Annotated in this window: 20 protein-coding genes; 13 read left to right on the top strand and 7 right to left on the bottom strand. The window is 70.1% G+C overall.

The genetic code is table 11. The features are described 5' to 3' along the window. Window positions 1-11: 11 nt before the first annotated feature. Window positions 12-974 (top strand): aspartate carbamoyltransferase catalytic subunit, encoded by a 963-nt coding sequence (locus tag FHG71_RS02795; RefSeq protein ID WP_139080101.1) that lies wholly within the window; start codon window positions 12-14, stop codon window positions 972-974. Here the strand turns inward: FHG71_RS02795 and FHG71_RS23365 are convergent. After that, window positions 971-1,942: an alpha/beta hydrolase gene (locus FHG71_RS23365; protein WP_176559256.1), complete on the bottom strand. Its 972-nt coding sequence runs from the start codon at window positions 1,940-1,942 to the stop codon at window positions 971-973. The two genes, FHG71_RS02795 and FHG71_RS23365, sit on opposite strands and share 4 nt — an antisense overlap. A 557-nt stretch (window positions 1,943-2,499) precedes the next feature. After that, window positions 2,500-2,721, bottom strand: a complete 222-nt coding sequence (locus tag FHG71_RS02785; RefSeq protein WP_139080099.1) for a DUF3072 domain-containing protein — start codon at window positions 2,719-2,721, stop codon at window positions 2,500-2,502. 121 nt (window positions 2,722-2,842) lie between these two features. Between FHG71_RS02785 and pyrC the strand changes: the two genes are divergently transcribed. From pyrC to FHG71_RS02770, 3 genes are all read left to right on the top strand, one after another. Next, window positions 2,843-4,135 (top strand): dihydroorotase, encoded by a 1,293-nt coding sequence (gene pyrC, locus FHG71_RS02780; protein ID WP_139080098.1) that lies wholly within the window; start codon window positions 2,843-2,845, stop codon window positions 4,133-4,135. After that, entirely contained in the window at window positions 4,136-4,741 is a 606-nt protein-coding gene (plsY, locus tag FHG71_RS02775; RefSeq protein ID WP_139080097.1) for a glycerol-3-phosphate 1-O-acyltransferase PlsY, read from the top strand. Between the two features lie 171 nt (window positions 4,742-4,912). Beyond that, window positions 4,913-5,293, top strand: coding sequence for a response regulator (locus FHG71_RS02770; protein WP_139080096.1), 381 nt, complete (start codon window positions 4,913-4,915; stop codon window positions 5,291-5,293). A 7-nt stretch (window positions 5,294-5,300) separates the two neighbouring features. Here FHG71_RS02770 and dapD read toward each other — a convergent pair whose 3' ends face one another. Next, complete coding sequence (dapD, locus tag FHG71_RS02765; RefSeq protein WP_139080095.1) at window positions 5,301-6,128, bottom strand: 2,3,4,5-tetrahydropyridine-2,6-dicarboxylate N-succinyltransferase; 828 nt, start codon at window positions 6,126-6,128, stop codon at window positions 5,301-5,303. 138 nt (window positions 6,129-6,266) lie between these two features. Between dapD and FHG71_RS02760 the strand changes: the two genes are divergently transcribed. Continuing rightward, on the top strand, window positions 6,267-7,208 hold the full coding sequence (locus FHG71_RS02760) for an LOG family protein (protein WP_139080094.1): 942 nt from the start codon (window positions 6,267-6,269) through the stop codon (window positions 7,206-7,208). Window positions 7,209-7,238: 30 nt separating this feature from the next. On the opposite strand, the gene FHG71_RS02755 is transcribed toward FHG71_RS02760, so the two are convergent. From FHG71_RS02755 to FHG71_RS02745, 3 genes are read right to left on the bottom strand one after another with little or no spacing between them, the layout of a single operon-like run. Next, window positions 7,239-8,363 carry a Gfo/Idh/MocA family protein gene (locus FHG71_RS02755; protein WP_246045320.1) on the bottom strand — a complete coding sequence of 375 codons (1,125 nt, stop codon included), beginning with the start codon at window positions 8,361-8,363 and terminating at the stop codon, window positions 7,239-7,241. A gap of 25 nt (window positions 8,364-8,388) precedes the next feature. Continuing rightward, window positions 8,389-9,444, bottom strand: a complete 1,056-nt coding sequence (locus FHG71_RS02750; protein ID WP_139080093.1) for a sugar phosphate isomerase/epimerase family protein — start codon at window positions 9,442-9,444, stop codon at window positions 8,389-8,391. Window positions 9,445-9,454: 10 nt separating this feature from the next. Further along, the gene (locus tag FHG71_RS02745; protein ID WP_246045319.1) at window positions 9,455-10,492 is read right to left on the bottom strand and encodes a LacI family transcriptional regulator; all 1,038 of its coding nucleotides are present in this window, start codon (window positions 10,490-10,492) and stop codon (window positions 9,455-9,457) included. 115 nt (window positions 10,493-10,607) lie between these two features. On the opposite strand from FHG71_RS02745, the gene FHG71_RS02740 reads away from it, so the two are divergent. The 8 genes from FHG71_RS02740 to FHG71_RS02705 all read left to right on the top strand — a co-directional run bounded on the left by FHG71_RS02740 (window position 10,608) and on the right by FHG71_RS02705 (window position 19,752). Continuing rightward, window positions 10,608-11,840, top strand: a complete 1,233-nt coding sequence (locus tag FHG71_RS02740; protein WP_139080092.1) for an ABC transporter substrate-binding protein — start codon at window positions 10,608-10,610, stop codon at window positions 11,838-11,840. Between the two features lie 65 nt (window positions 11,841-11,905). Next, entirely contained in the window at window positions 11,906-12,841 is a 936-nt protein-coding gene (locus FHG71_RS02735; protein ID WP_139080091.1) for a carbohydrate ABC transporter permease, read from the top strand. A gap of 67 nt (window positions 12,842-12,908) precedes the next feature. After that, window positions 12,909-13,790, top strand: coding sequence for a carbohydrate ABC transporter permease (locus FHG71_RS02730; RefSeq protein WP_218014026.1), 882 nt, complete (start codon window positions 12,909-12,911; stop codon window positions 13,788-13,790). Window positions 13,791-13,793: 3 nt separating this feature from the next. Then, a complete protein-coding gene (locus FHG71_RS02725) occupies window positions 13,794-14,882 on the top strand; it encodes an ABC transporter ATP-binding protein (protein WP_139080089.1) in 1,089 nt (362 codons plus the stop codon). Beyond that, the gene (locus tag FHG71_RS02720; RefSeq protein ID WP_246045318.1) at window positions 14,879-17,323 is read left to right on the top strand and encodes a beta-mannosidase; all 2,445 of its coding nucleotides are present in this window, start codon (window positions 14,879-14,881) and stop codon (window positions 17,321-17,323) included. Before FHG71_RS02725 ends, FHG71_RS02720 begins: the two co-directional genes overlap by 4 nt. Next, window positions 17,320-18,057, top strand: a complete 738-nt coding sequence (locus FHG71_RS02715) for a sugar phosphate isomerase/epimerase family protein (RefSeq protein WP_139080088.1) — start codon at window positions 17,320-17,322, stop codon at window positions 18,055-18,057. The genes FHG71_RS02720 and FHG71_RS02715 overlap by 4 nt, the downstream gene beginning before the upstream one ends. A gap of 11 nt (window positions 18,058-18,068) precedes the next feature. After that, window positions 18,069-19,199, top strand: coding sequence for a Gfo/Idh/MocA family protein (locus FHG71_RS02710; protein WP_139080087.1), 1,131 nt, complete (start codon window positions 18,069-18,071; stop codon window positions 19,197-19,199). Window positions 19,200-19,302: 103 nt separating this feature from the next. Beyond that, complete coding sequence (locus tag FHG71_RS02705; protein WP_281281944.1) at window positions 19,303-19,752, top strand: GFA family protein; 450 nt, start codon at window positions 19,303-19,305, stop codon at window positions 19,750-19,752. 51 nt (window positions 19,753-19,803) lie between these two features. Here FHG71_RS02705 and FHG71_RS02700 read toward each other — a convergent pair whose 3' ends face one another. Beyond that, a complete protein-coding gene (locus tag FHG71_RS02700) occupies window positions 19,804-20,559 on the bottom strand; it encodes a hypothetical protein (protein WP_139080086.1) in 756 nt (251 codons plus the stop codon). Window positions 20,560-20,612 lie beyond the last annotated feature (53 nt).

The raw sequence follows: 20,612 nt of genomic DNA, 5'->3' as shown, positions 1-20,612 counted from the left end.
AGCGCCCGCCCATGCCCTTCCGCCAGCCCCATCTCCTCGGCATCGAGCCCCTGCACCCCCAGGAGATCGCGACCCTCCTCGACCTCGCCGACACCTACGCCGAACGGAACCGCAAGGGCCTGCCCGGCGGCGACGCGCTTCAGGGCCTCACGCAGGTCAACATGTTCTTCGAGCCCTCGACCCGCACGCAGTCCTCGTTCGAGCTCGCGGGCCGCAAGCTCGGCGCCGACGTGATGAACATGGGCGTGGCCGCGTCGTCCGTGAAGAAGGGCGAGACGCTGATCGACACGGCACTGACGCTCAACGCCATGCGCCCCGACCTCCTCGTGGTGCGCCACCCCCAGTCCGGCGCCGTGGACCTCCTGTCGCAGAAGGTCCAGAACTGCGCCGTCCTCAACGCCGGCGACGGCCGGCACGAGCATCCGACGCAGGCGCTTCTCGACGCGCTCACCATCCGCCGCGCCAAGGGCCGGCTCCACCGCCTGTCCATCGCCATCTGCGGCGACATCGCCCACAGCCGCGTGGCCCGCTCCAACATCCTGCTCCTGCACAAGATGGAGAACCGCATCCGCCTCGTGGCCCCGCCCACGCTCATGCCCCCCGGCATCGACGCCTTCGGCTGCGAGGTCTTCCACGACATGGAGGAGGGGCTGAAGGGCGTCGACGTGGTGATGATGCTGCGCCTCCAGAAGGAGCGGATGGACGGCGGCTTCGTCCCCTCGGAGCGTGAATACTTCCATCGCTACGGGCTCGACGCCGAAAAGCTCGCCCACGCCGCCCCCGACGCCATCGTCATGCATCCCGGCCCCATGAACCGCGGCGTGGAGATCGACGGCACCCTCGCCGACGACATCAACCGCAGCGTCATCCAGACCCAGGTCGAGATGGGCGTCGCCGTGAGGATGGCCGCCATGGACCTCCTCGCCCAGAACCTCCGCGCGGCCCGGGGACGCGCGGCCCTGGGCGAGGCCTAGAGCCCCATCAGCCCCAGCGCCGCCCGCCCGTTGACGCCGTAAGGGTTGCCCAGCGTTTCCCACATGTCCTGGTGGAAGTAGTCGCGCCCCACGGCCAGCGTGACGGGCTTGCCCGCCGCCTCCAGCGCCGCGGCGAACTCCTCGGCCTGCCGCTGGAACTCCGGCGTCTCCAGCGTGCCGTAGCTCACCACCACCGGCGCGGTGATCCGGTCCAGATGCCGCTGCGGGCTCATCGCCTCCTCCATCGCGTCGGTGAAGGCGATGTAGTTGCTGCGGTAGGACAGCCGGACGGGCTCCAGGTCGTACATCCCGCTCATGAGGAGCCCGCCCTTCACCGCGTCCGGGGGCAGCCCGAAGGCGGTCCAGTCGGTGGTCAGCGCCACGGCGGCGAGGTGCCCGCCCGAGGAATGGCCGCCGATATAGACCCGCCCGGGGTCGCCGCCGAAGCTCCCCGCGTTCCGCACCACCCAGGCGATGCCGCGTCGCACCTGGTCGGCCAGGACACCCAGGTCGTTGTTGGCCTCGCGCACGTCCGAGAAGTCGAGGGCCACGAAATGCGCGCCCCGGTCCATGAACATCTCCGCCTCGAAGCCGGACTCGCCCGCATTGCCGTAGCGCCAGGTTCCGCCGTGGACGAAGACGAAGACCGGGGCACGCCCGGCCGCGGCGCGGTAGATGTCCATCCCCTCGTCGGGGTGCTCGCCATAGGTCGCCCGCTCGGGGTAGCCGCGCCGGAGCCGCAGCTCGAAGCTGAGGGCCGCGATGCGCGCGTTCGTCTCATCAAGGAGGGGATGGTACACCTCCTGGCGATAGGCCGCGTCGAGTTCGACCTGGTCGAGGTCGCGCCAGACCGGCGGCCCCTTCACGTGTCCAGGGGGAAGGCCGTACTGGCAGCCGTCCTGCGCGAGCGCCGGGGCGGCCAGCAGGCCCGCCCCCGAGGCAAGAACGGCACGGCGGCTCAGGGTCATGGGCTCACCTCGGTCAGGCGGGAATCCCGGCAGGTACCGCCATCCTGCCTGAAACCGGTCCGCCTGTCGCGTCCGATATGACCCTGCGTCCGGCTCATTGCTCCCCGCCGGGGTGTTGCGCGAAGCGGGGGAGGACCGTTCGGTGGTGTGAGGATCTGTTAACCCTCGCCTGAGAGCCTGTTCCTTGCGACGGGTGCCGGAACACAGGCTCCGCCCCGCGCCCCCGGTGCCCGGCCCTTCAGGGCCGATGAGAACCGCCCGCCGGGTGACATGCTCCTTGAGGACCGGGACGGGGTCCGCTGGTGCCATGCCAGCCGCCGCGCGTCGTGGACGCGCCCCCTGCGCCCGGACTGGCACCCCCGGCGCAGCGCCGGAGACCGTCCGCCCCGTGCCCCCAGACGCGGCGGAAACGCTCCGGCCCTTTACCCGGCCCCAAAAATCCCGGGGGCTTCCGAGCGCCCGGACGACAGCCCGGGGCCTGTCGTCCGCGAGGAAGGCCGCGAGCGCCTGCGAGCGGCAGACGCCGCAAGCGCGGGGGGCAGAGCCCCCCATCGTCCTCAATCGTGCTTCAGCCGGGGCGACTCGGCCTTCAGCCGGTCGATCATCTCCGAAGCCTGCGCCTTGCTCAGCCCCTCGTCGAAGTTCTCGCCCGTCTCCTCGCAGAGCGTCCTGAGGTAGCTCGCCTGCGCCCCCGTCATCGGCTCGTCGCCCGTCACCCAGTCCTTGGGGTCCTTCTCGGCATTGCCTTCGGGGTGCTGCTTGGTGTTCGCGTCCGTCATCGGTCCGGTCCTTTCGGTGATCGTTCACCTAATGTTCTGATGCCGTCCCGAGTTCCCGCCCTTGCCGCCGCCCTCACGGCAGGGTTACAGGGACGGCGGCAGCCAGCAGGGGGCGACCGGCATGACCACGCTGATCCACAACGCCGTCCTGATCGACCCCGAGGCCGGCACCGAATCGCCCGGCGCTCTGGTGCTCAGGGACGGGGTCCTCGCCGACGTCCTGCCCGCCGCGCCCGAAGCGCTCGACCGCTTCGCTGAGGTGATCGACGCCCAGGGCCGCCATCTCGCCCCCGGCCTCGTCGATTGGGGCGTGAAGGTCTCCGAACCGGGCGAGCGCCACAAGGAATCCTTCCGCACCGCCGGGCTCGCCGCCGCCGCCGGGGGCGTGACCACCATCGTCACCCGCCCCGACACCCATCCGGCGATCGACACGCCCGAGATCCTCGAATTCGTCGCCCGCCGCGCGAGCCAAGACAGCCCCGTCCGCGTCCTCCCCATGGCCGCCCTGACCAAGGGCCGCGAGGGACGCGAGATGACCGAGATCGGCTTTCTTCAGGACGCGGGCGCCGTGGCCTTCACCGACGCCGACCGCGTGACCGAGGACACGCGCGTCCTCGCCCGCGCGCTGACCTACGCGCGCAGCCTCCAGGCCCTCGTCGTCACCCATGTCCAGGACCCCGGCCTGTCGCGCGGCGCGGTGATGACCTCCGGCAAGTTCGCCTCGCTCCGCGGCCTTCCCGCCGTGAGCCCGATGGCCGAGCGTCTGGGCCTCCAGCGCGACCTTTCGCTCGTCGAGATGACCTGCGCCCGCTTCCACGCCGATCAGGTCACGACCGCCGCCGCATTGCCCGCCCTCGCGCAGGCCAAGGATCGCGGCCTCGACGTGACGGCGGGCGTCTCGGTCCACCATCTCACGCTCAACGATTTCGACGTGGGCGACTACCGCACCTTCTTCAAGCTCGTGCCCCCCCTCCGGCAGGAGGAGGACCGGGAGGCCGCCGTCGAGGCCCTGGCCTCGGGCCTCATCGACGTCCTCTGCTCGCAGCACACGCCGCAGGACGAGGAAAGCAAGCGCCTCCCCTTCGAGGCCGCCGCCGCCGGCGCCGTGGGCCTCGAAACCCTGCTGCCCGCGAGCCTCCGCCTCGTCCACGGCGGCCGCCTGTCGCTCCCGCAACTCTTCCGGGCCTTGTCGCTGAACCCGTCCCGCCGCCTGGGCCTGCCTACGGGCCGTCTCGCGAAGGGCGCGCCCGCCGACCTCGTGCTTTTCGACCTCCACGCGCCCTTCGTGCTCGACCGCTGGACCATGCAGTCCAAGAGCAAGAACACCCCCTTCGACGGCGCGCGCCTGCAGGGCCGCGTCCGCGGCACCTGGGTCGCCGGCCGCCGCGTCTGGCCCCTTCCCAAGGACCTCTGAATGCCCGAGATCGTCTCGCCCGGTTCCGTGCTGCTCCTTTGGGCCGCCTTCGGCTACCTCCTGGGCTCGATCCCCTTCGGCGTCCTCGTCACCCGTGCCCTGGGCCTGGGCGACGTGCGCGCCATCGGCTCGGGCAACATCGGGGCGACCAACGTGCTGCGGACGGGCAGCAAGGGCGCGGCCGCCGCCACGCTCCTCCTCGACGGCGGCAAGGGCGCGCTCGCCGTGGTTCTGGCCCGCGCGCTCGCGGCCGAGGACGCGGTGCAGGTCGCGGGCTTCATGGCCTTCCTGGGCCACTGCTTTCCGGTCTGGCTGGGCTTCAGGGGCGGCAAGGGCGTGGCGACCTTCCTGGGCCTTCTTCTCGCCGCCGCCTGGCCGGTGGGCATCGCCGCCTGCCTGACCTGGCTCGCCACCGCCGCCGCGCTTCGCATCTCCTCGCTCGCGGCCCTGGTCGCCGCCGTGCTGTCGCCGCTCTGGGCCGTGCTCCTCGGCCGGCCCGAAATGGCGGCGCTGGCGCTGGGCCTCGCGCTCCTGATCCTGATCCGCCACTGCGCCAACATCACCCGCCTGCTCGCGGGGACCGAGCCGCGCATCGGCCGGCGGTAGAACGGATTTGCCGTGGCGCTCCCATGCCCTAGGTGGCGTCCTGGTGGGGACGGGACAACCGGGCGGGGACATGACGGAACGAGCAGCGGGGCCCTCGGGCCAAGGCGCCGCGACGCTGCGGCCGCCGCCGGTCCGATCCCCGGACAGGCTTGCGACGATGGAGAACAGGGAATGACGGACGAGGGGACCACCGGTGGCTTGCAGGGCAAGCGCATCCTGGTGGTGGAGGACGAGGTGATCGTCGCCATGCTGATCGAGGACATCCTGACCGACATGGGGGCGACCGTCGTAGGCCCCGCCGGGCGCGTCGGCAAGGCGCTGGATCTCCTGGGGGCCGAGGACGTGGACGCCGCGCTCCTCGACGTGAACCTCGCCGGCGAGATCACGACCCCCGTGGCCGAGGAGCTGCGCCGCCGCGGCATCCCCTTCGCCTTCGCGACCGGCTACGGCGCGGGCGGCCTGCCCGAAGGCTTCGCCGCCCAGCCCATCCTGCAGAAGCCCTTCCAGGAGCGCGACCTGGGCCAGATCATGGCCCAGGTGCTGGCGGCCTGACGGGGGCTCAGTCCCGCAGCAGCTCGTTGATCCCGGTCTTGGCGCGCGTCTGCGCGTCCACCCGCTTCACGATCACCGCGCAATAAAGGTGGATGCCGTTCGAGGACGGCATCGACCCGGCCACCACGACGGAATAGGGCGGCACCTCGCCGTACATCACCTCGCCCGTCGCGCGGTCCACGATCTTGGTGGACCTGCCGATGAACACGCCCATGCCGAGGACGGACCCCTCGCGCACGATGCAGCCCTCGACCACCTCGGACCGGGCGCCGATGAAGCAGTTGTCCTCGATGATCGTCGGCCCCGCCTGCATGGGCTCCAGCACGCCGCCGATGCCCACGCCGCCCGATAGGTGCACGTTGGCCCCGATCTGCGCGCAGGAGCCCACGGTCGCCCAGGTGTCCACCATCGTCCCTTCGCCCACATGGGCGCCCAGGTTCACGAAGGACGGCATCAGGATGGCGTTCTTCCCGATGAAGGCCGACCGCCGGACGATCGCGCCCGGCACTGCGCGGAAGCCCGCCTCGCGCCAGCGGTTCTCGCCCCATCCCTTGAACTTGGTGTCGACCTTGTCCCACCAGCTCGACCCCTGCGGGCCTCCCTCCATGGGCTCCATGTCGTTGAGCCGGAAGCCCAGCAGCACCGCCTTCTTGGCCCACTGGTTGACGGTCCACTGCCCGTCCGCGCCCCGTTCGGCCACCCGCAGCGTGCCGCCGTCCAGGGCATCGAGCGTCGCCTCCACGGCGTCGCGCGCCTCGCCCCGCGTCTGCGGGGTCAGGGAGGCGCGGTCCTCCCAGGCGGCTTCGATGGCGGCTTCCAGGGCGGCGTGGGACATGGGGCGATCTCCGGCGTTGACGTTGCGGGCCTCATAGGGCCGCGCCCGGGGCCGCGCAATCGGGGCGGGAGGCCGCGGCAGGTTTGGTTTTCCGCCGATCCGTGCCATCTCCCTCGGGACCACCACAGGACGCCCCCCATGAACGACGACGCCCTTCCCGGCCCCGACGCCCCGCTGACCGCCGAGCCGGCGCTCCGCCACCCCATGCGCGACAGCGTCGAGGACCGGGAGACCGTGGCCCAGATTCCGGTCACGCCCCAGACGCAGGCGCCCTCCTACCGCCTGGCCTTCGCCGACGAGGACTTCCTCCTGCGCGAGGAGTTGCGCCCCGTCCGCCTGCAACTGGAGCTTCTCAAGCCCCAGCTCATGCTCGACGAGGCGGGAGTCGAGACGACCGTGGTGCTCTTCGGCGGGGCGCGCATCCCCGACGCGGCCCATGCGGGGCAGGCGCGCACCCCCACGCTCGCCGCGCTGTCGAAGTACTACGAGGAAGCGCGCCGCTTCGCCTATCTCGTCACCGAAGCTTCGCTGTTCGAAAGCCGGGGCCGGCGCGCCGTGATCGCCACCGGGGGCGGCCCCGGCGTGATGGAGGCGGGCAACCGCGGCGCGCAGGACGCGGGCGGGCGCAGCGTCGGGCTCAACATCGTGCTCCCGCACGAGCAGGCCCCCAACGCCTACGTGACGCCGGACCTGTGCTTCAACTTCCACTACTTCGCCATCCGGAAGATGCACTTCCTGATGCGGGCCGAGGCGGTCTGTGTCTTTCCCGGCGGCTTCGGCACGCTCGACGAAATGTTCGAGGCCCTGACCCTGATCCAGACCGGCCGCATGGCCAAGGTGCCCTTCCTGCTCTTCGGCAAGGACTTCTGGGAACGGATCATCGACTGGCAGGCGCTGGCCGAGGCGGGCACGATCGCCGCCGAGGATCTCGACCTCTTCCGCTACGTCGAGACCGCCGACGAGGCGATGGAGGCGATGCGGACCTGGTCCGGGCGCGGCCGCAAGCGCGACCAGATCCCCGGCCGGACGGCCGACGCCCCCCGGCCGGGGATGCCCGACCAGCCGGGGGACGGAAGCTGAGGGCCGGGACGAACCCGGCCCCCGAAAGGGTCAGCGGGCGACCCAGGTGCCGCCCGCGCCCGACGACCGCTGGCAGGCCTCGATGAACCACATCCCTTCGAGCCCCGAATCGATGTTCGGGAGCAGCGCGCCGTCCCCGACGCCTCCGATCAGGTCGGCCGCGTCGGTGTAGATGGTGGCGAAGCCTTCGAGATAGCCCTCGGGGTGCCCCGGCGGGATGCGCGTCCAGCGCCCCGCGCCGCCGCCCAGCCCCGCGCCGCCCCGCGTGACGATCCGCTTGGGCTCTCCGAGCGGCGCGAAGGTCATGACGTTCGGGTTCTCCTGGTGCCACTCGATCCCGGCCTTGGTGCCGTAGACCCGCAGCCGCAGCCCGTTCTCGTTGCCCGGCGCCACCTGGCTGGCCCAGAGCATCCCTCGCGCGCCGCCGCCGAAGCGCAGCAGCACATGGCCGTTGTCGTCCACCTGCCGCCCCGCGCCAAAGCTCTGGAGATCGGCCAGCAGCGATTCGCACCTCAGCCCCGTGACGAAGGACAGGAGGTTGAAGGCGTGGGTGCCGATGTCCCCCAGCGCGCCCGCGCCCGCCATCTCGGGGTTGGTGCGCCAAGCGGCCTGCTTGTTGTCGCCCTTCTCCACCGACTCGGTCAGCCAGTCCTGCGCGTACTCGGCCTGCACCAGCCGGATCTCGCCCAGCTCGCCCCGCTCGATCATCTCGCGCGCCTGCCGGATGAGCGGGTAGCCCGTGTAGTTGTGGGTCAGGATGAACCGGGCCTTGGCCCCATTCACCGCCTCGGCGATCCGCCGCGCCTGCTCGGGCGTCGCCGCCAGCGGCTTGTCGCAGATGACGTGGATGCCGGCTTCAAGGAAGGCGATGGCCGGCTCGGCGTGCATGTGGTTCGGGGTCACGATGGACACCGCGTCGATGCCGTCCGCCCGCGCCGCCTCGGCCCGCGCCATCTCGCGGAAGTCCGAATAGGCCCGGTCGGGCGCGATGTTCAGGTCCTCGGCCGAGGCCCGCGCCCGCTCGGGGTCCGAGGACAGCGCCCCCGCCACCAGCTCCCAGCGGTCGTCGATGCGGCTGGCGATCCGGTGCACCGCCCCGATGAAGGCCCCCCGGCCTCCGCCCACCATGCCCAGTCTCAGGCGTCGTTGCGCCATGATGCGTCCTCCTGTCCCGTGATCCTCAAAGCCCCAGCATCGCCTTGATGGCGGCTTCGTCGCGCTCCCCGCCCGCGAAATCGTCGAAGGCCTTCGCGGCCCGCTCGATCAGATGAGACGCGATGAAGGGCGCGCCCTCGGCCGCCCCTTGCTCAGGCGACTTGATCGCGCATTCCCATTCCAGCACCGCCCAGCCATCGAAGCCGTGCTGCGTGAGCTTGGAGAAAATGCCGCTGAAGTCCACCTGCCCGTCGCCCAAGCTGCGGAACCGCCCCGCGCGGTTGATCCAGGACTGGTAGCCCGAATAGACGCCCTGCCGCCCGTCCGGGTTGAACTCGGCGTCCTTGACGTGGAAGGACGTGATCCGCTCGTGGTAGATGTCGATGAAGGCGAGGTAGTCGAGCTGCTGGAGCAGGAAGTGCGACGGGTCGTAGTTGATCGTCGCCGCGACGTGCCCGCCCACGGCGTCCAGGAACATCTCGAAGGTCGCGCCGTCGAAGATGTCCTCGCCCGGATGGATCTCGTAGCCGTAGGACACGCCGTTCTCGGCATAGACGTCGAGGATCGGCCGCCACCGGCGCCCCAGCTCGGCGAAGGCTTCCTCGATCAGTCCCTCGGGCCGCTGCGGCCAGGGATAGAGATAGGGGAAGGCGAGCGAGCCCGAGAAGCCCACGTGCCGGTCGAGCCCCAGCTTGCGCGAGGCGATCGCGCCCTTCTTGACCTGATCGACCGCCCATTCCTGCCGCCCCTGCGGGTTCCGGTGCAGCCGCGCCGGCGCGAAGGCGTCGAAGGCGAGGTCGTAGGCCGGGTTCACCGCCACGAGCTGCCCCTGGAGGTGCGTGGACAGCTCGGTGATCTCCACGCCGGCGTCGGCGCAGATGCCCTTCACCTCGTCGCAGTAGTCCTGGCTCTCGGCCGCGCGGTCGAGGTCGAAGAGCCGGGCGTCGAAGGTCGGGATCTGCACGCCCTTGTAGCCCAGGGACGCCGCCCATCCGGCGATGTCCTTCAGCGAGTTGAACGGCGCCGCGTCGCCCGCGAACTGCGCGAGGAAGATCGCCGGGCCCTTGATCTGGCTGGTCATGTCGGTCCTTTCACTGGTCGTCGTCCTGGGGAGTCTCGAGGTCCTGGAGCGGCGGTGCCCCCGGCTCGCGGATCGCGCGCATCGCCGCGCGCGCCAGCACCGCGCCCGCCCGTCCCACATCCTCCCGGATCGCGATGATCTCGCGACGGAACAGGGAAAGGAAGGGGATGGCCTCCTTGGCCACGAGATCGATCTCGCGCCCGAGCCGCAGCCCGAGCGACTCGAGCGCCGCCACAGTGGCCATGGCCGAGTTGGTCGAAGCGCAGATCACGCCGTCGACCCCCTCGGGCAGCACCTGCGCCATGCGCTCCTGCACCACGGCCGAGGCGGCATCGCTGGTGAGCTGGGGCAGGATGCGCACCTCGACGCCCGCCTCGGCGGCGGCGAGGGTCGCGCCCGCCACGATGTCCTGGGCGTAGTTCTGGTCGAGCGGAGGCGCGATCACCGCGATCCGCCGCCGCCCCGCCCGCGCGAGCCGGCGCACCGCGATGGCCCCGAAGGCCAGGTTGTCGAAATCCGCCCAGGCGTGCCGGTCGGCCCATCGGGTCCGTCCATGCGTCGCGAAGGGAAAGCGCCGCTCCATGAGCCAGGCCACGCGGGGATCGTCGGGCAGGGTCTGGTTGAAGATCACCGCATCGGCCAGCCCCGTCTCCACGATGTGCCGGATCGGCTTCAGCAGGTCCTCGCCCGGAAAGAAGTAGCTGACGTTGAGGTGGTAGGGCGTCTCGCGCAGCGTCCCGGCCAGGGAGGAGATCAGCCGCGCCGTGTTGTTCATCATGTCGTGCTCGGGCGACATGGCGAGCGCGATCACCTGCGTGCGCCCGGTGCGCAGCCGCAACCCGGCGCGGTTGGGGACATAGCCCAGCTCGTCCGCCACCTTGCGCACCAGCGCCTTGGTGTCCGCCCGCAGGTCCGGGGCGTCGGCCAGCGCCCGCGACACGGTCGCCACGGCAAGGCCCGTCATCCGCGCGATGGTCTTGAGCGTCGGGGTCTCTCCCCGGTGTCCGCCAGCGGAGGGCAGGGGCCCTTCGGCCGCCGTGTCGCTCACGTTTTCTCTCCTCCCAGAGGCGGCGCGCGAATCCCGCTTGTCAGCCGCGTTTGATTCGTTCTACTCCTAAATCGTTATAGGAAACGAGACGGTTTCCGCACGGGAGGAGAAAATCGTGAAACTGACCACCAGCTTGCTGGGGGCCACGGCCCTCTGCGCCGCCACGGCCGCCCATGCCGTCGACCTCGAGGTGACCCATTGGTGGACCTCCGGCGGCGAAGCCAACGCTGTCGCCAAGTTCGCCGAGGCGCTGAACGCGACCGGCACCCACACCTGGGTGGACGGCGCCATCGCCGGAGGCGGCGATACGGCCCGCCCGATCATGATCTCGCGCATCCTGGGCGGCGACCCGATGGACGCGTTCCAGTTCAACCATGGCCGCCAAGCCGAGGAGCTGATCGAAGCCGGCCTCCTGCTCGACCTCACCGACGTGGCCGAGGCCAACGGCTGGAAGGACCTCGTCAATCCGTCGGACCTCCTGGACGCCTGCACCTACGAGGGCCGCATCTACTGCGTGCCGGTCAACATCCACTCCTGGCAGTGGATGTGGCTGTCGAACAAGGCCTATGAGGACGCGGGCCTGGCCGTGCCGACCAACTGGCAGGAATTCGTGGACACCGCCGACGAGCTTCGCGCCGCCGGCAAGATCCCGCTCGCGCTGGGCGGACAGCCCTGGCAGTCGGGCGGCGCCTTCCAGGTGATGGCGGTCGCGCTCGCCGGCGAGGAGGCCTGGCTCAAGGTCTACCGCGACAAAGACGCCGAGGCCGTCATGGGCCCCGAGTTCACCTCCGTCTTCGAGGCGGCCGCCCAAGCGCGGGAGTTCGCGCAGGGCTCGAACGTGCAGGACTGGAACCAGGCCACCAACCTCGTCATCACGGACCAGGCCGGCGCGCAGATCATGGGTGACTGGGCCCAGGGCGAGTTCGCCCTCGCGGGCGAGGTCGCGGGCACCGACTACACCTGCCTTCCCGGCCTGGGTGTGACCGAGGTGATCTCCACGGGCGGCGACGCCTTCTACTTCCCCGCCCAGGACGACCCCGAGGTCACCCAGGCGCAGAAGGATCTGGCCCAGCTCCTGATCTCGCCCGAGGTGCAGGTGAGCTTCAACGCCGCCAAGGGCTCGCTCCCGGTGCGCGGGGACGTGAACCTCGAGGACGTCAACGACTGCACCCGCAAGGGCCTGGACATCCTGGCCGCCGGAAACATCGTCCCGGCGACCGAGCAGCTCCTGTCGCCCGACACCGCGCAGCAGATCAACGACCTCATGACCGAGTTCTGGGCCTCGACCGACATGAGCGCGGCCGACGCGCAGCAGCGCTTCTCCGACATCATCGCCAACGCCGACTGACGGACCGTCCGGCCGGGGCGCGCCATCCGTCGCGCGCCCCGGCCCCCCTCAGGGAGGACTTCCCAATGGCCACCACGCACGAGGCGTCCGCCATCGCCGAATCGCGGGCCGCCCCCGCCCGCCGCCCGATGCGCCTGTTCCGCAACCTGAGCGCCAAGATCGCCTCGCTCCCCATGGTCCTGGTCGCGGTCGTCATCTTCGTCGGCTGCACGGTCTGGACCGTGGTGCATTCCTTCACGAACTCGCGCCTGCTGCCCAAGCTCGAATGGGACGGGCTCTCGCAATACGAGCGGCTCTGGTCCACGCCCCGCTGGTACGTGTCGATCGAGAACCTCGCGATCTTCGGCATCCTGTCGATGATCTTCACCCTGGCCATCGGCTTCGTCCTGGCAGCCCTGCTCGACCGCAAGATCCGCGGCGAGGACGTGATCCGCACCATCATCCTCTACCCCTTCGCGCTGTCCTTCGTGGTGACGGGCCTCGTCTGGCAATGGATCCTGAATCCCGAGCTGGGCCTGCAGTCGGTCGTGCGCTCCTGGGGCTGGCAGAGCTTCACCTTCGACCCGCTCTACGACGCGGACATCGTGATCTACGGCATCCTGATCGCCGCTCTCTGGCAGGGCACCGGCCTCATCATGTGCATCATGCTCGCCGGCCTGCGCGGCGTGGACGAGGAAATCTGGAAGGCCGCCAAGATTGACGGCATCCCGACCTGGAAGACCTACACCCATGTCATCATCCCGATGATGCGGCCGGTCTTCGTGACCTCGCTGGTGCTGATCGCCTCGGGCATCGTGAAGGTCTACGACCTCGTGATCGCGCAGACCGGCGGCGGTCCCGGCGGCTCCTCCGAGGTGCCCGCGAAGTACGTCATGGACTCCATGTTCGCCGCGCAGAACCTTGGGCAGGGCTTCGCCGCCTCGACCATGATGCTGCTCAGCGTCATCATCATCCTGATCCCCTGGGCCTATCTCGAGTTCGGAGGCAAGAAGCGTGGCTGATCCCGCAAGCCTGAACACACTGGCCGCCCTCGACCCGGTCCACGAACGCACCGGCAGCGTGGGCGACATGACCGGCCCGCGCGGCCGCCGCCCGCGCCGCGCCTTCTCCCGCGCCAACATCTTCCTCTATGGCACGCTGATCCTCGTCTCGGTGTACTACCTGCTGCCCCTCTGGGTCATGGTGATGACCTCGCTCAAGGGCATGCCCGAGATCCGCATGGGCAACATCTTCGCCCCGCCGATGGAGGTGACCTTCCAGCCCTGGGTCAAGGCCTGGGCCGAGGCCTGCACCGGCCTCAACTGCGAGGGCCTGTCGCGCGGCTTCTGGAACTCGGTCCGCATCCTGGTGCCCTCGGTGATCGTCTCCATCGCCGTGGCCTCGGTGTCGGGCTATGCGCTCGCGCGCTGGCGCTTCAAGGGCAGCGAGACCTTCTTCGCCATCCTGCTGATCGGCGCCTTCATCCCCTACCAGGTGATGCTCTACCCGATCGTGATCCTGCTGCGGGAACTGGGCCTCTACGGCTCCCTCTGGGGCCTCGTGCTGGTGCACACCATCTTCGGGATGCCCATCAACGTGCTCCTGTTCCGCAACTACTTCGCCGCGATGCCCGAGGAACTGTTCAAGGCCGCGCGCGTCGACGGGGCGGGTTTCTGGCGGATCTTCCTCCAGATCATGCTGCCGATGTCGCTGCCGATCTTCGTGGTGTCGATGATCATCCAGGTCACGGGCATCTGGAACGACTTCCTGTTCGGCGTCGTCTACACCCGGCCCGAGAACTACCCGATGACGGTGCAGCTCAACAACATCGTCAACTCGGTCCAGGGCGTGAAGGAATACAACGTCAACATGGCGGCGACGCTGCTCACCGGCCTCGTCCCCCTGATCGTCTACTTCGCATCCGGCAAGCTCTTCGTGCGCGGCATCGCCGCGGGCGCCGTGAAAGGCTGATCCATGCTCGTTCCCAACCACTCGGTCCGCATCCGCGACCTGACGCTCACCTACGGCGCCATCACGGTCCTCAGGGACCTCAACCTCGACATCCACGACGGCGAGTTCCTGGTGCTCCTGGGCTCCTCCGGCTGCGGGAAGTCCACGCTCCTCAACTGCATCGCCGGGCTCCTGGAGCCCACCGACGGGCAGATCTTCATAAAGGGTCGGAACGTCACCTGGCTGGAGCCTTCCGAGCGCGGCATCGGCATGGTGTTCCAGTCCTACGCGCTCTATCCGCAGATGACCGTGCGGGGGAACCTGAGCTTCGGGCTGAAGAACGCCCGCATGGCGCAGGCCGAGATCGAAGCCCGCGTCGCCAAGGCCGCCAGGATCCTGCAGATCGAGCCGCTCCTCGACCGCAAGCCCGCCGCGCTCTCGGGCGGGCAGCGCCAGCGGGTGGCCATCGGACGGGCGCTCGTGCGCGACGTGGACGTGTTCCTCTTCGACGAGCCGCTGTCGAACCTCGACGCCAAGCTGCGCGCCGACCTCAGGGTGGAGATCAAGCGCCTCCACCAGGACCTCGACAACACCATGATCTACGTGACCCACGATCAGGTGGAGGCGATGACGCTCGCCGATCGCATCGCCATCATGCGCAGCGGCAAGGTCATGCAGCTCGGCACCCCGGACGAGATCTACAACCGCCCCCAGAGCAAGTACGTGGCCGACTTCATCGGCAGCCCGTCCATGAACTTCCTCGACGGCCACTACGAGCGCGGCACCTTCCGAGCTGAAGGCTTCCAGATCGACATGGCGGGCTACCAGCTCGGCGCGCCCCAGGTGGCCGACCGCCCCGCCATCCTCGGCATCCGGCCCGAGCACGTCGCGACCGGGGCCCTGGTGAACGCCGCCCCGATCAAGGGCGAGGTCACGGTCGATCTCGTGGAGCCCATGGGGGCCGACACCCTGGTCTGGGCGCAAGTGGCCGGAAAACCCTTCCGCATCCGAATGGACGGCCAGGCACGGGTCGTCCGGGGCGACCGCTTGACCATCGGCATCGACCCTTCCAAGGCTTCGATGTTCGACGCCAAGACGGAAGAGCGGCTGTGACCATTCCCCCTTCGGCGATCCAGGACCTGTGCGGGTCCTGGTCGCTCACCGACGACACCGGAGAGTACTCCTGCCCCATGCGCGTGCCCGGCGACGGGATCACCGCATTGCACGAGGCGCGCCTGATCGCCGAGCCCTACTGGGGCCGCAACGAGCTTCGCCTCCGCTGGATCGCCGAACGGGAATGGACGATCCGGCGCGTGGTCGACCTCGCCGAGCCCGGCGTCGTCCTGGCCGTCGAGGGGCTCGACACTGTGGCGACCGTGCGGGTGAACGGCGTGGAGGTCCTGCACGCGGCCAACGCCTTCCGCACCTGGCGCGTGGACCTGACCGAGGTTGCCCAGCGGGGGCGCAACGAGATCACCGTCACCTTCCACTCCGCCCCGAAGGAGGCCGCCGCCCGCGCGGCCGCCCAGCCCTTCCCGGTGCCCTACATCCACCAGAACAACCCGATCCCGCACGGCAACATGCTGCGCAAGGTGGCCTGCGACTGGGGCTGGGACTGGAACATCGCGCTCTGCCCCTTCGGGATCACCGGCGGCATCTGGCTCGAACGCGCCGAGGCCCCGCGCATCGAGCGGGTCGCCGTCGCGCAGGAGCACGAGGGGGGACGCGTCGCCGTGACGGTCACCGCCTGGGCCGAGAACGCCGACGGGACGCCCTTCCGCATCACCTTCGCCGGCCAGACCGCCGAGGGCCTCCTCGAGGACGGCGGCGTGGCCGTCATCTTCGACGTGGAGAATCCCTCCTTCTGGTGGCCCGCGGGCATGGGGCCGCAGACGCTCTACGATCTCGAGGTGCAGATCGGCGGCGACGTCGCGCGCCGTCGCATCGGCCTGCGCCGGATCGAGCTCGTCACCGAGCCCGACGCCGCAGGCCTGAGCTTCGGCTTCCGCGTCAACGGCCGCCCCGTCTTCGCCAAGGGCGCCAACTGGATTCCCACCGACGCGCTCGCCGGGCGGATCACCGAAAAGGCCACGCGCGACCTCCTGCAGTCCGCCGTCGACGCCAACATGAACATGATCCGCGTCTGGGGCGGCGGGCGCTACGAGCCCGACAGCTTCTACGACGCCTGCGACGAGCTGGGCCTGATGGTCTGGCAGGACTTCATGTTCTCCTGCAATCTCTATCCCTCCACGCCCGACTTCCTGGCCGAGGTCGAGGCCGAGGTGCGCGAGAACGTCGCCCGCATCCACCACCATGCCTCCCTCGCGCTCTGGTGCGGCGACAATGAACTCATCGGCGCGCTGAACTGGTTCGAGGAGTCGCGCAAGGACCGCGACCGCTACCTCGTCAGCTACGACCGCCTGAACCGCACCATCGAGACGGCGCTCAAGGCCACGGACCCCACCGCCAACTGGTGGCCCTCCTCGCCCTCGCCGGGCTACCTCAACTTCCGCGACGCCTGGCACGAGGACGGCTCGGGCGACATGCACTTCTGGAGCGTGTGGCACGAGGGCAAGCCCTTCGAGCACTACCGCGACGTGGCCCCGCGCTTCTGCTCCGAGTTCGGCTTCCAGTCCTATCCGTCCATGGACGTGATCCGCCGCTTCGCCGGGCCCGAGGACTGGAACATCGCCTCGCCGGTGCTCGAATCCCACCAGCGCAACAACTCGCCGGATGGGGGCCCGGGGGGCAACCCACGGATCGCGGCGACGATGTTCCGCTACTTCCGCTGGCCCGAACGGTTCGAGGACTTCGTCTGGCTCAGCCAACTCCAGCAGGGCATCGCGATCAAGACGGCGGTCACCGACTGGCGCGCCAAGAAACCCCATTGCCAGGGCGCGCTCTACTGGCAGCTCAACGACACCTGGCCGGTCTGCTCCTGGTCCTCGCTCGACCACGGCGGCGGCTGGAAGGTCCTGCACCACATGGCGCGGAGCTTCTTCGCTCCTGTCACCGTCAGCGCCGTGCCGGGCCCGGAGGGCATCGCGCTCGTGGGCGTCAACGACCGTCCCGACCCCGTGCGCCTGACCGTGACCGCCTACGCCACGCAGATGAGCGGCGCCGCGCGCGAGATCGGGCGGGGGCAGGGGACGGTGGGCGAGACATCCGAGCGCCTGTTCCTCGTTCCCTCCGACGCGCTGGGCGAGGGAGAGGTGCTGACCTTCGGCTGGGAAGCCTCGGATGGCTCCAAGGCGGGCGACATCTTCGCGCCCCGGCCCTGGAAGGCCTACGACCTCCCCGAGCCCGGGCTCCAGCACAAGGTGGAGCGGGACGGCAACCGCTGGACCCTCGCCGTCACCTCGCGCGCCATGGCCTTCTTCGTCACCGCCGAGGCCGACCGCCCCGGCCGCTGGGACCGCAACGCGGTCCATATCGGCCCCGGCGTCACCTCGCGCCTGACCTTCACGCCGGAGGAGGATGGGCGCGAGCCGCGCTTCACCCTTCGCCATCTCCAAGGGGCGACCGCCGCCCGAACGGACCAGAGGACATCATGACCACGATTGCCTACCAGCTCTACTGCTCGCGCAACTTCCCGCCGATCGAGGACACGCTCTCCATGCTGTCCCAAGCCGGCTACACTGCCGTCGAAGGCTATGGCGGCCTTTACGGCGACCTCGGCGCGCTCAAGGCAGGGCTGGATGGCAATGGCCTCACGATGCCCTCGGGCCATTTCGGGCTCGACATGGTCGAGGGCGACCCCAGCCGCACGCTGGAGGTCGCCCGGACCCTGGGCGTCCAGAAGGTCTTCGTGCCCTGGGTCGCGCCCGATCTGCGCGGCACCGACCTCGAAAGCTGGCGCGCCTTCGCACGGCGGCTGGCCACGGCGGTCGCGCCGATCCGCGACGAAGGGTTCGTCGTCGGCTGGCACAACCACGACTGGGACTTCGCCGACCTGGGCGGCGCCACGCCCATGGACCTGATCGTCGAGGCCGGGCTCGACCTCGAGCTCGACCTGGGCTGGGTCACGCGCGCGGGCCTCGACCCCGTCGAGACGCTGCGCCGCTTCTCGGGCCGCGTCCGCGCCGTCCACGTCAAGGACATTGCGCCCGAAGGCCAGAACGCGGACGAGGACGGCTGGGCCGACGTGGGCACCGGCACCCAGAACTGGGCCGCGATCAGGCAGGAACTCGATGCGCAGGGCATCGACCACTTCGTCATCGAGCACGACAACCCCTCGGACCACGCGCGCTTCGCGCGCCGCTCGCTCGAAGCGGTCAAGGCCTGGTAAGGAACGACAACATGGCAAAGCTCGGCGTCGGCATCATCGGCTGCGGCAACATCTCCGCGGCCTATCTCAAGCTCGCTCCCTCGTTCAAAGCCCTCGACCTGAGGGCCGTGGCCGACATCAACATGGAGAACGCGCGGTCCCGCGCCTCCGAGTTCGGCGTGCGCGCCGACACGGTCGAGGATCTGCTCGCGGCCTCGGACATCGACGTGATCGTGAACCTCACCGTCCCGGCGGTTCACTACGAGGTGTCGCGCCAGATCCTCGAAGCCGGCAAGCACGCGTACTCGGAAAAGCCGCTCGTCCTGTCTCTGGACGAGGGCGAGCAACTCCGCGACCTCGCCGCCTCGCGCAACCTCCGCGTGGGCTCGGCGCCCGACACCTTCCTGGGGGGCAGCCACCAGCAGGCGCGGGCGGCCATCGACGACGGCCGCACGGGCCGCATCCTGGGCGGCACCGCCCATGTCATGGGCCATGGCATGGAGAGGTGGCACCCGAACCCCGACTTCTTCTTCGCGCCCGGCGGTGGGCCGATCCTGGACATGGGGCCCTACTACATCACCAACCTCGTCCAGCTCATCGGACCGGTGAAGTCCGTGACGGCCATGGCCAAGGCGGGCCTGCCGACCCGCACCATCCAGAACGGCCCCCGGAACGGCGAGGTGCTGCAGGTCACGACGCCCACCGACATCCACGCGATCCTGGAGTTCCGGAACGGCGCAACGGTGACGCTGGGCGCCTCCTGGGATGTCTGGAAGAACCGCCACGCCAACATGGAGCTTTACGGCGAGACGGCCTCACTCTTCGTGCCTGACCCGAACTTCTTCGGCGGCACGGTGGAACTGGGCGGCGAGGGCGACATCGAGGCGCTGCCCGCGACCGATCACCCGTTCGCACAGGCCAACTTCACCACCGGCGATGGCCGCACGCTCGCCAACTGGCGCGGCGCGGGCCTCGCGGACATGGTCCAGGCCATCGAGGAAGGGCGCAAGCACCGCTGCGACATCGACCTCGCGGTCCATGTGGTCGACGTGATGACCGGTATCCTGCGCTCCGGCGAGGAGCGGCGCTTCGTGGACATGACCACGACCTGCGAGCGCCCCGCCGCGCTCTCGGCCGAGGAGGCGCAGGCTCTCCTCGCCTGACTCTTGGGGCCGGGGACGCCGCGTCCCCGGCCCGACCCTGCGGGAGGCCCTCATGAGCGACGACCGACCCGACGCGATGACCGGCGGCTGCTAATGCGGCGCCATCCGCTTCGCCCTCGACGCCCGGCCCGAGAACGTCCACGTCTGCCACTGCCGGATGTGCCAAAAGGCGGTGGGCGGGCCCTTCGCCACGATCTGCCCGGTGCCCAAGGCCGCCTTCCGCGTCACCCGCGGCGCGATCGCCTGGTTCGCCAGCTCCGCCCTCGCGCGCCGGGGTTTCTGCCGGGACTGCGGCACGCCCCTGATCTTCGACTACCCCGAGGACGACGGGTTGGGTGTCATGGCCGGCGCGCTGGACCGCCCGGACCTCGTGCCTCCCGTCGTCCAGTACGGGACCGAAAGCCGCCTGCCCTGGTTCGGGCATCTGCCCGACCTGCCGGGCTCGCCGACCGATGCGGACGACGAGCGGGGCTACATCCCCCGGATCGCCGCCACCAACCGGCAGCATCCCGACCACGACACGGCGGACTGGCCGCCCGCGCACCGCGGCTAAGGCCGAACGGCCCAGCCGAAGGGCTGGGCCATCGAAGACGCTGGATCGAGGTCAGGCCGCCTGCGCGGGCTTCGGCTGGAGCACCTTCCACTCCGCCCCGAGCCGGCTGACCGTGGCCCGGCGGGGGTCGTCGATCGCGAGATCGGCGGGCTTCAGGTCGCCCAGCTCGGCCTGCATCTCCATCAGGCGCTTGGCCACGGCCATGCGGCGCATGGTCATGGCGGCCTGCGTGCCCGGCGGGAGGATGTAGCCCGGCCGCACCGAGCCCGGATGCAGGGCGCCCTCGACCGGCTCCCGCGTGACATGGGCGAAGGTGACGATCCCCGGCAGGAAGACGAAGGCCGACAGGTTGCGACCGGCGTTGGCCAGCTCCAGCACCGAGAAGTCGCTCTGGAGCAGGATCGTGTAGTCGGTCTTGTCGTTGAGCGGCGCGAAGGCCTCGAAGGGGATCTTGCGCCGGGGCACGCCCGTGACGCGGGCCACGGCCTGCATCACCTGCCCGAAGGTCTTGGCCCCCACGGCTTCGAGGATGCGCTCGCCCATCTTCTGCGTGGGCCCGTCGGCCTTCTGGGGCCCCACGCCGTTCAGGCCGGGCTTGGCCACGAAGACGCTCACGCCCATGGGCATGGCCAGCGACTGGTCGGGCAGGGGGTCGACGGCGTAGGTGCCCTTCTGCGCGGCCTTGTCCCAGCTCCAGACCGGGCGCAGCGCGGCCCGCTTGATGGCCGGGTCCGCGAGCAGCGCCCCCCGCAGCGGCGCGCCCACCGGCTTCACGTCGAAGGCGATCTTGTTGAGCGTGATCTGCATGGCCGTCCCTCCCCTGATCGAATTGCTTCTATCGAAGGGAGGGTCGCCATGCC

Origin of the sequence: Rubellimicrobium roseum (genome assembly GCF_006152145.1) — a bacterium.
GTDB classification, from domain to species: Bacteria; Pseudomonadota; Alphaproteobacteria; order Rhodobacterales; family Rhodobacteraceae; genus Rubellimicrobium; species Rubellimicrobium roseum.
The sequence above is the reverse complement of the archived record's forward strand: the minus strand, read 5'-3'. Positions and strand labels throughout refer to the sequence as shown.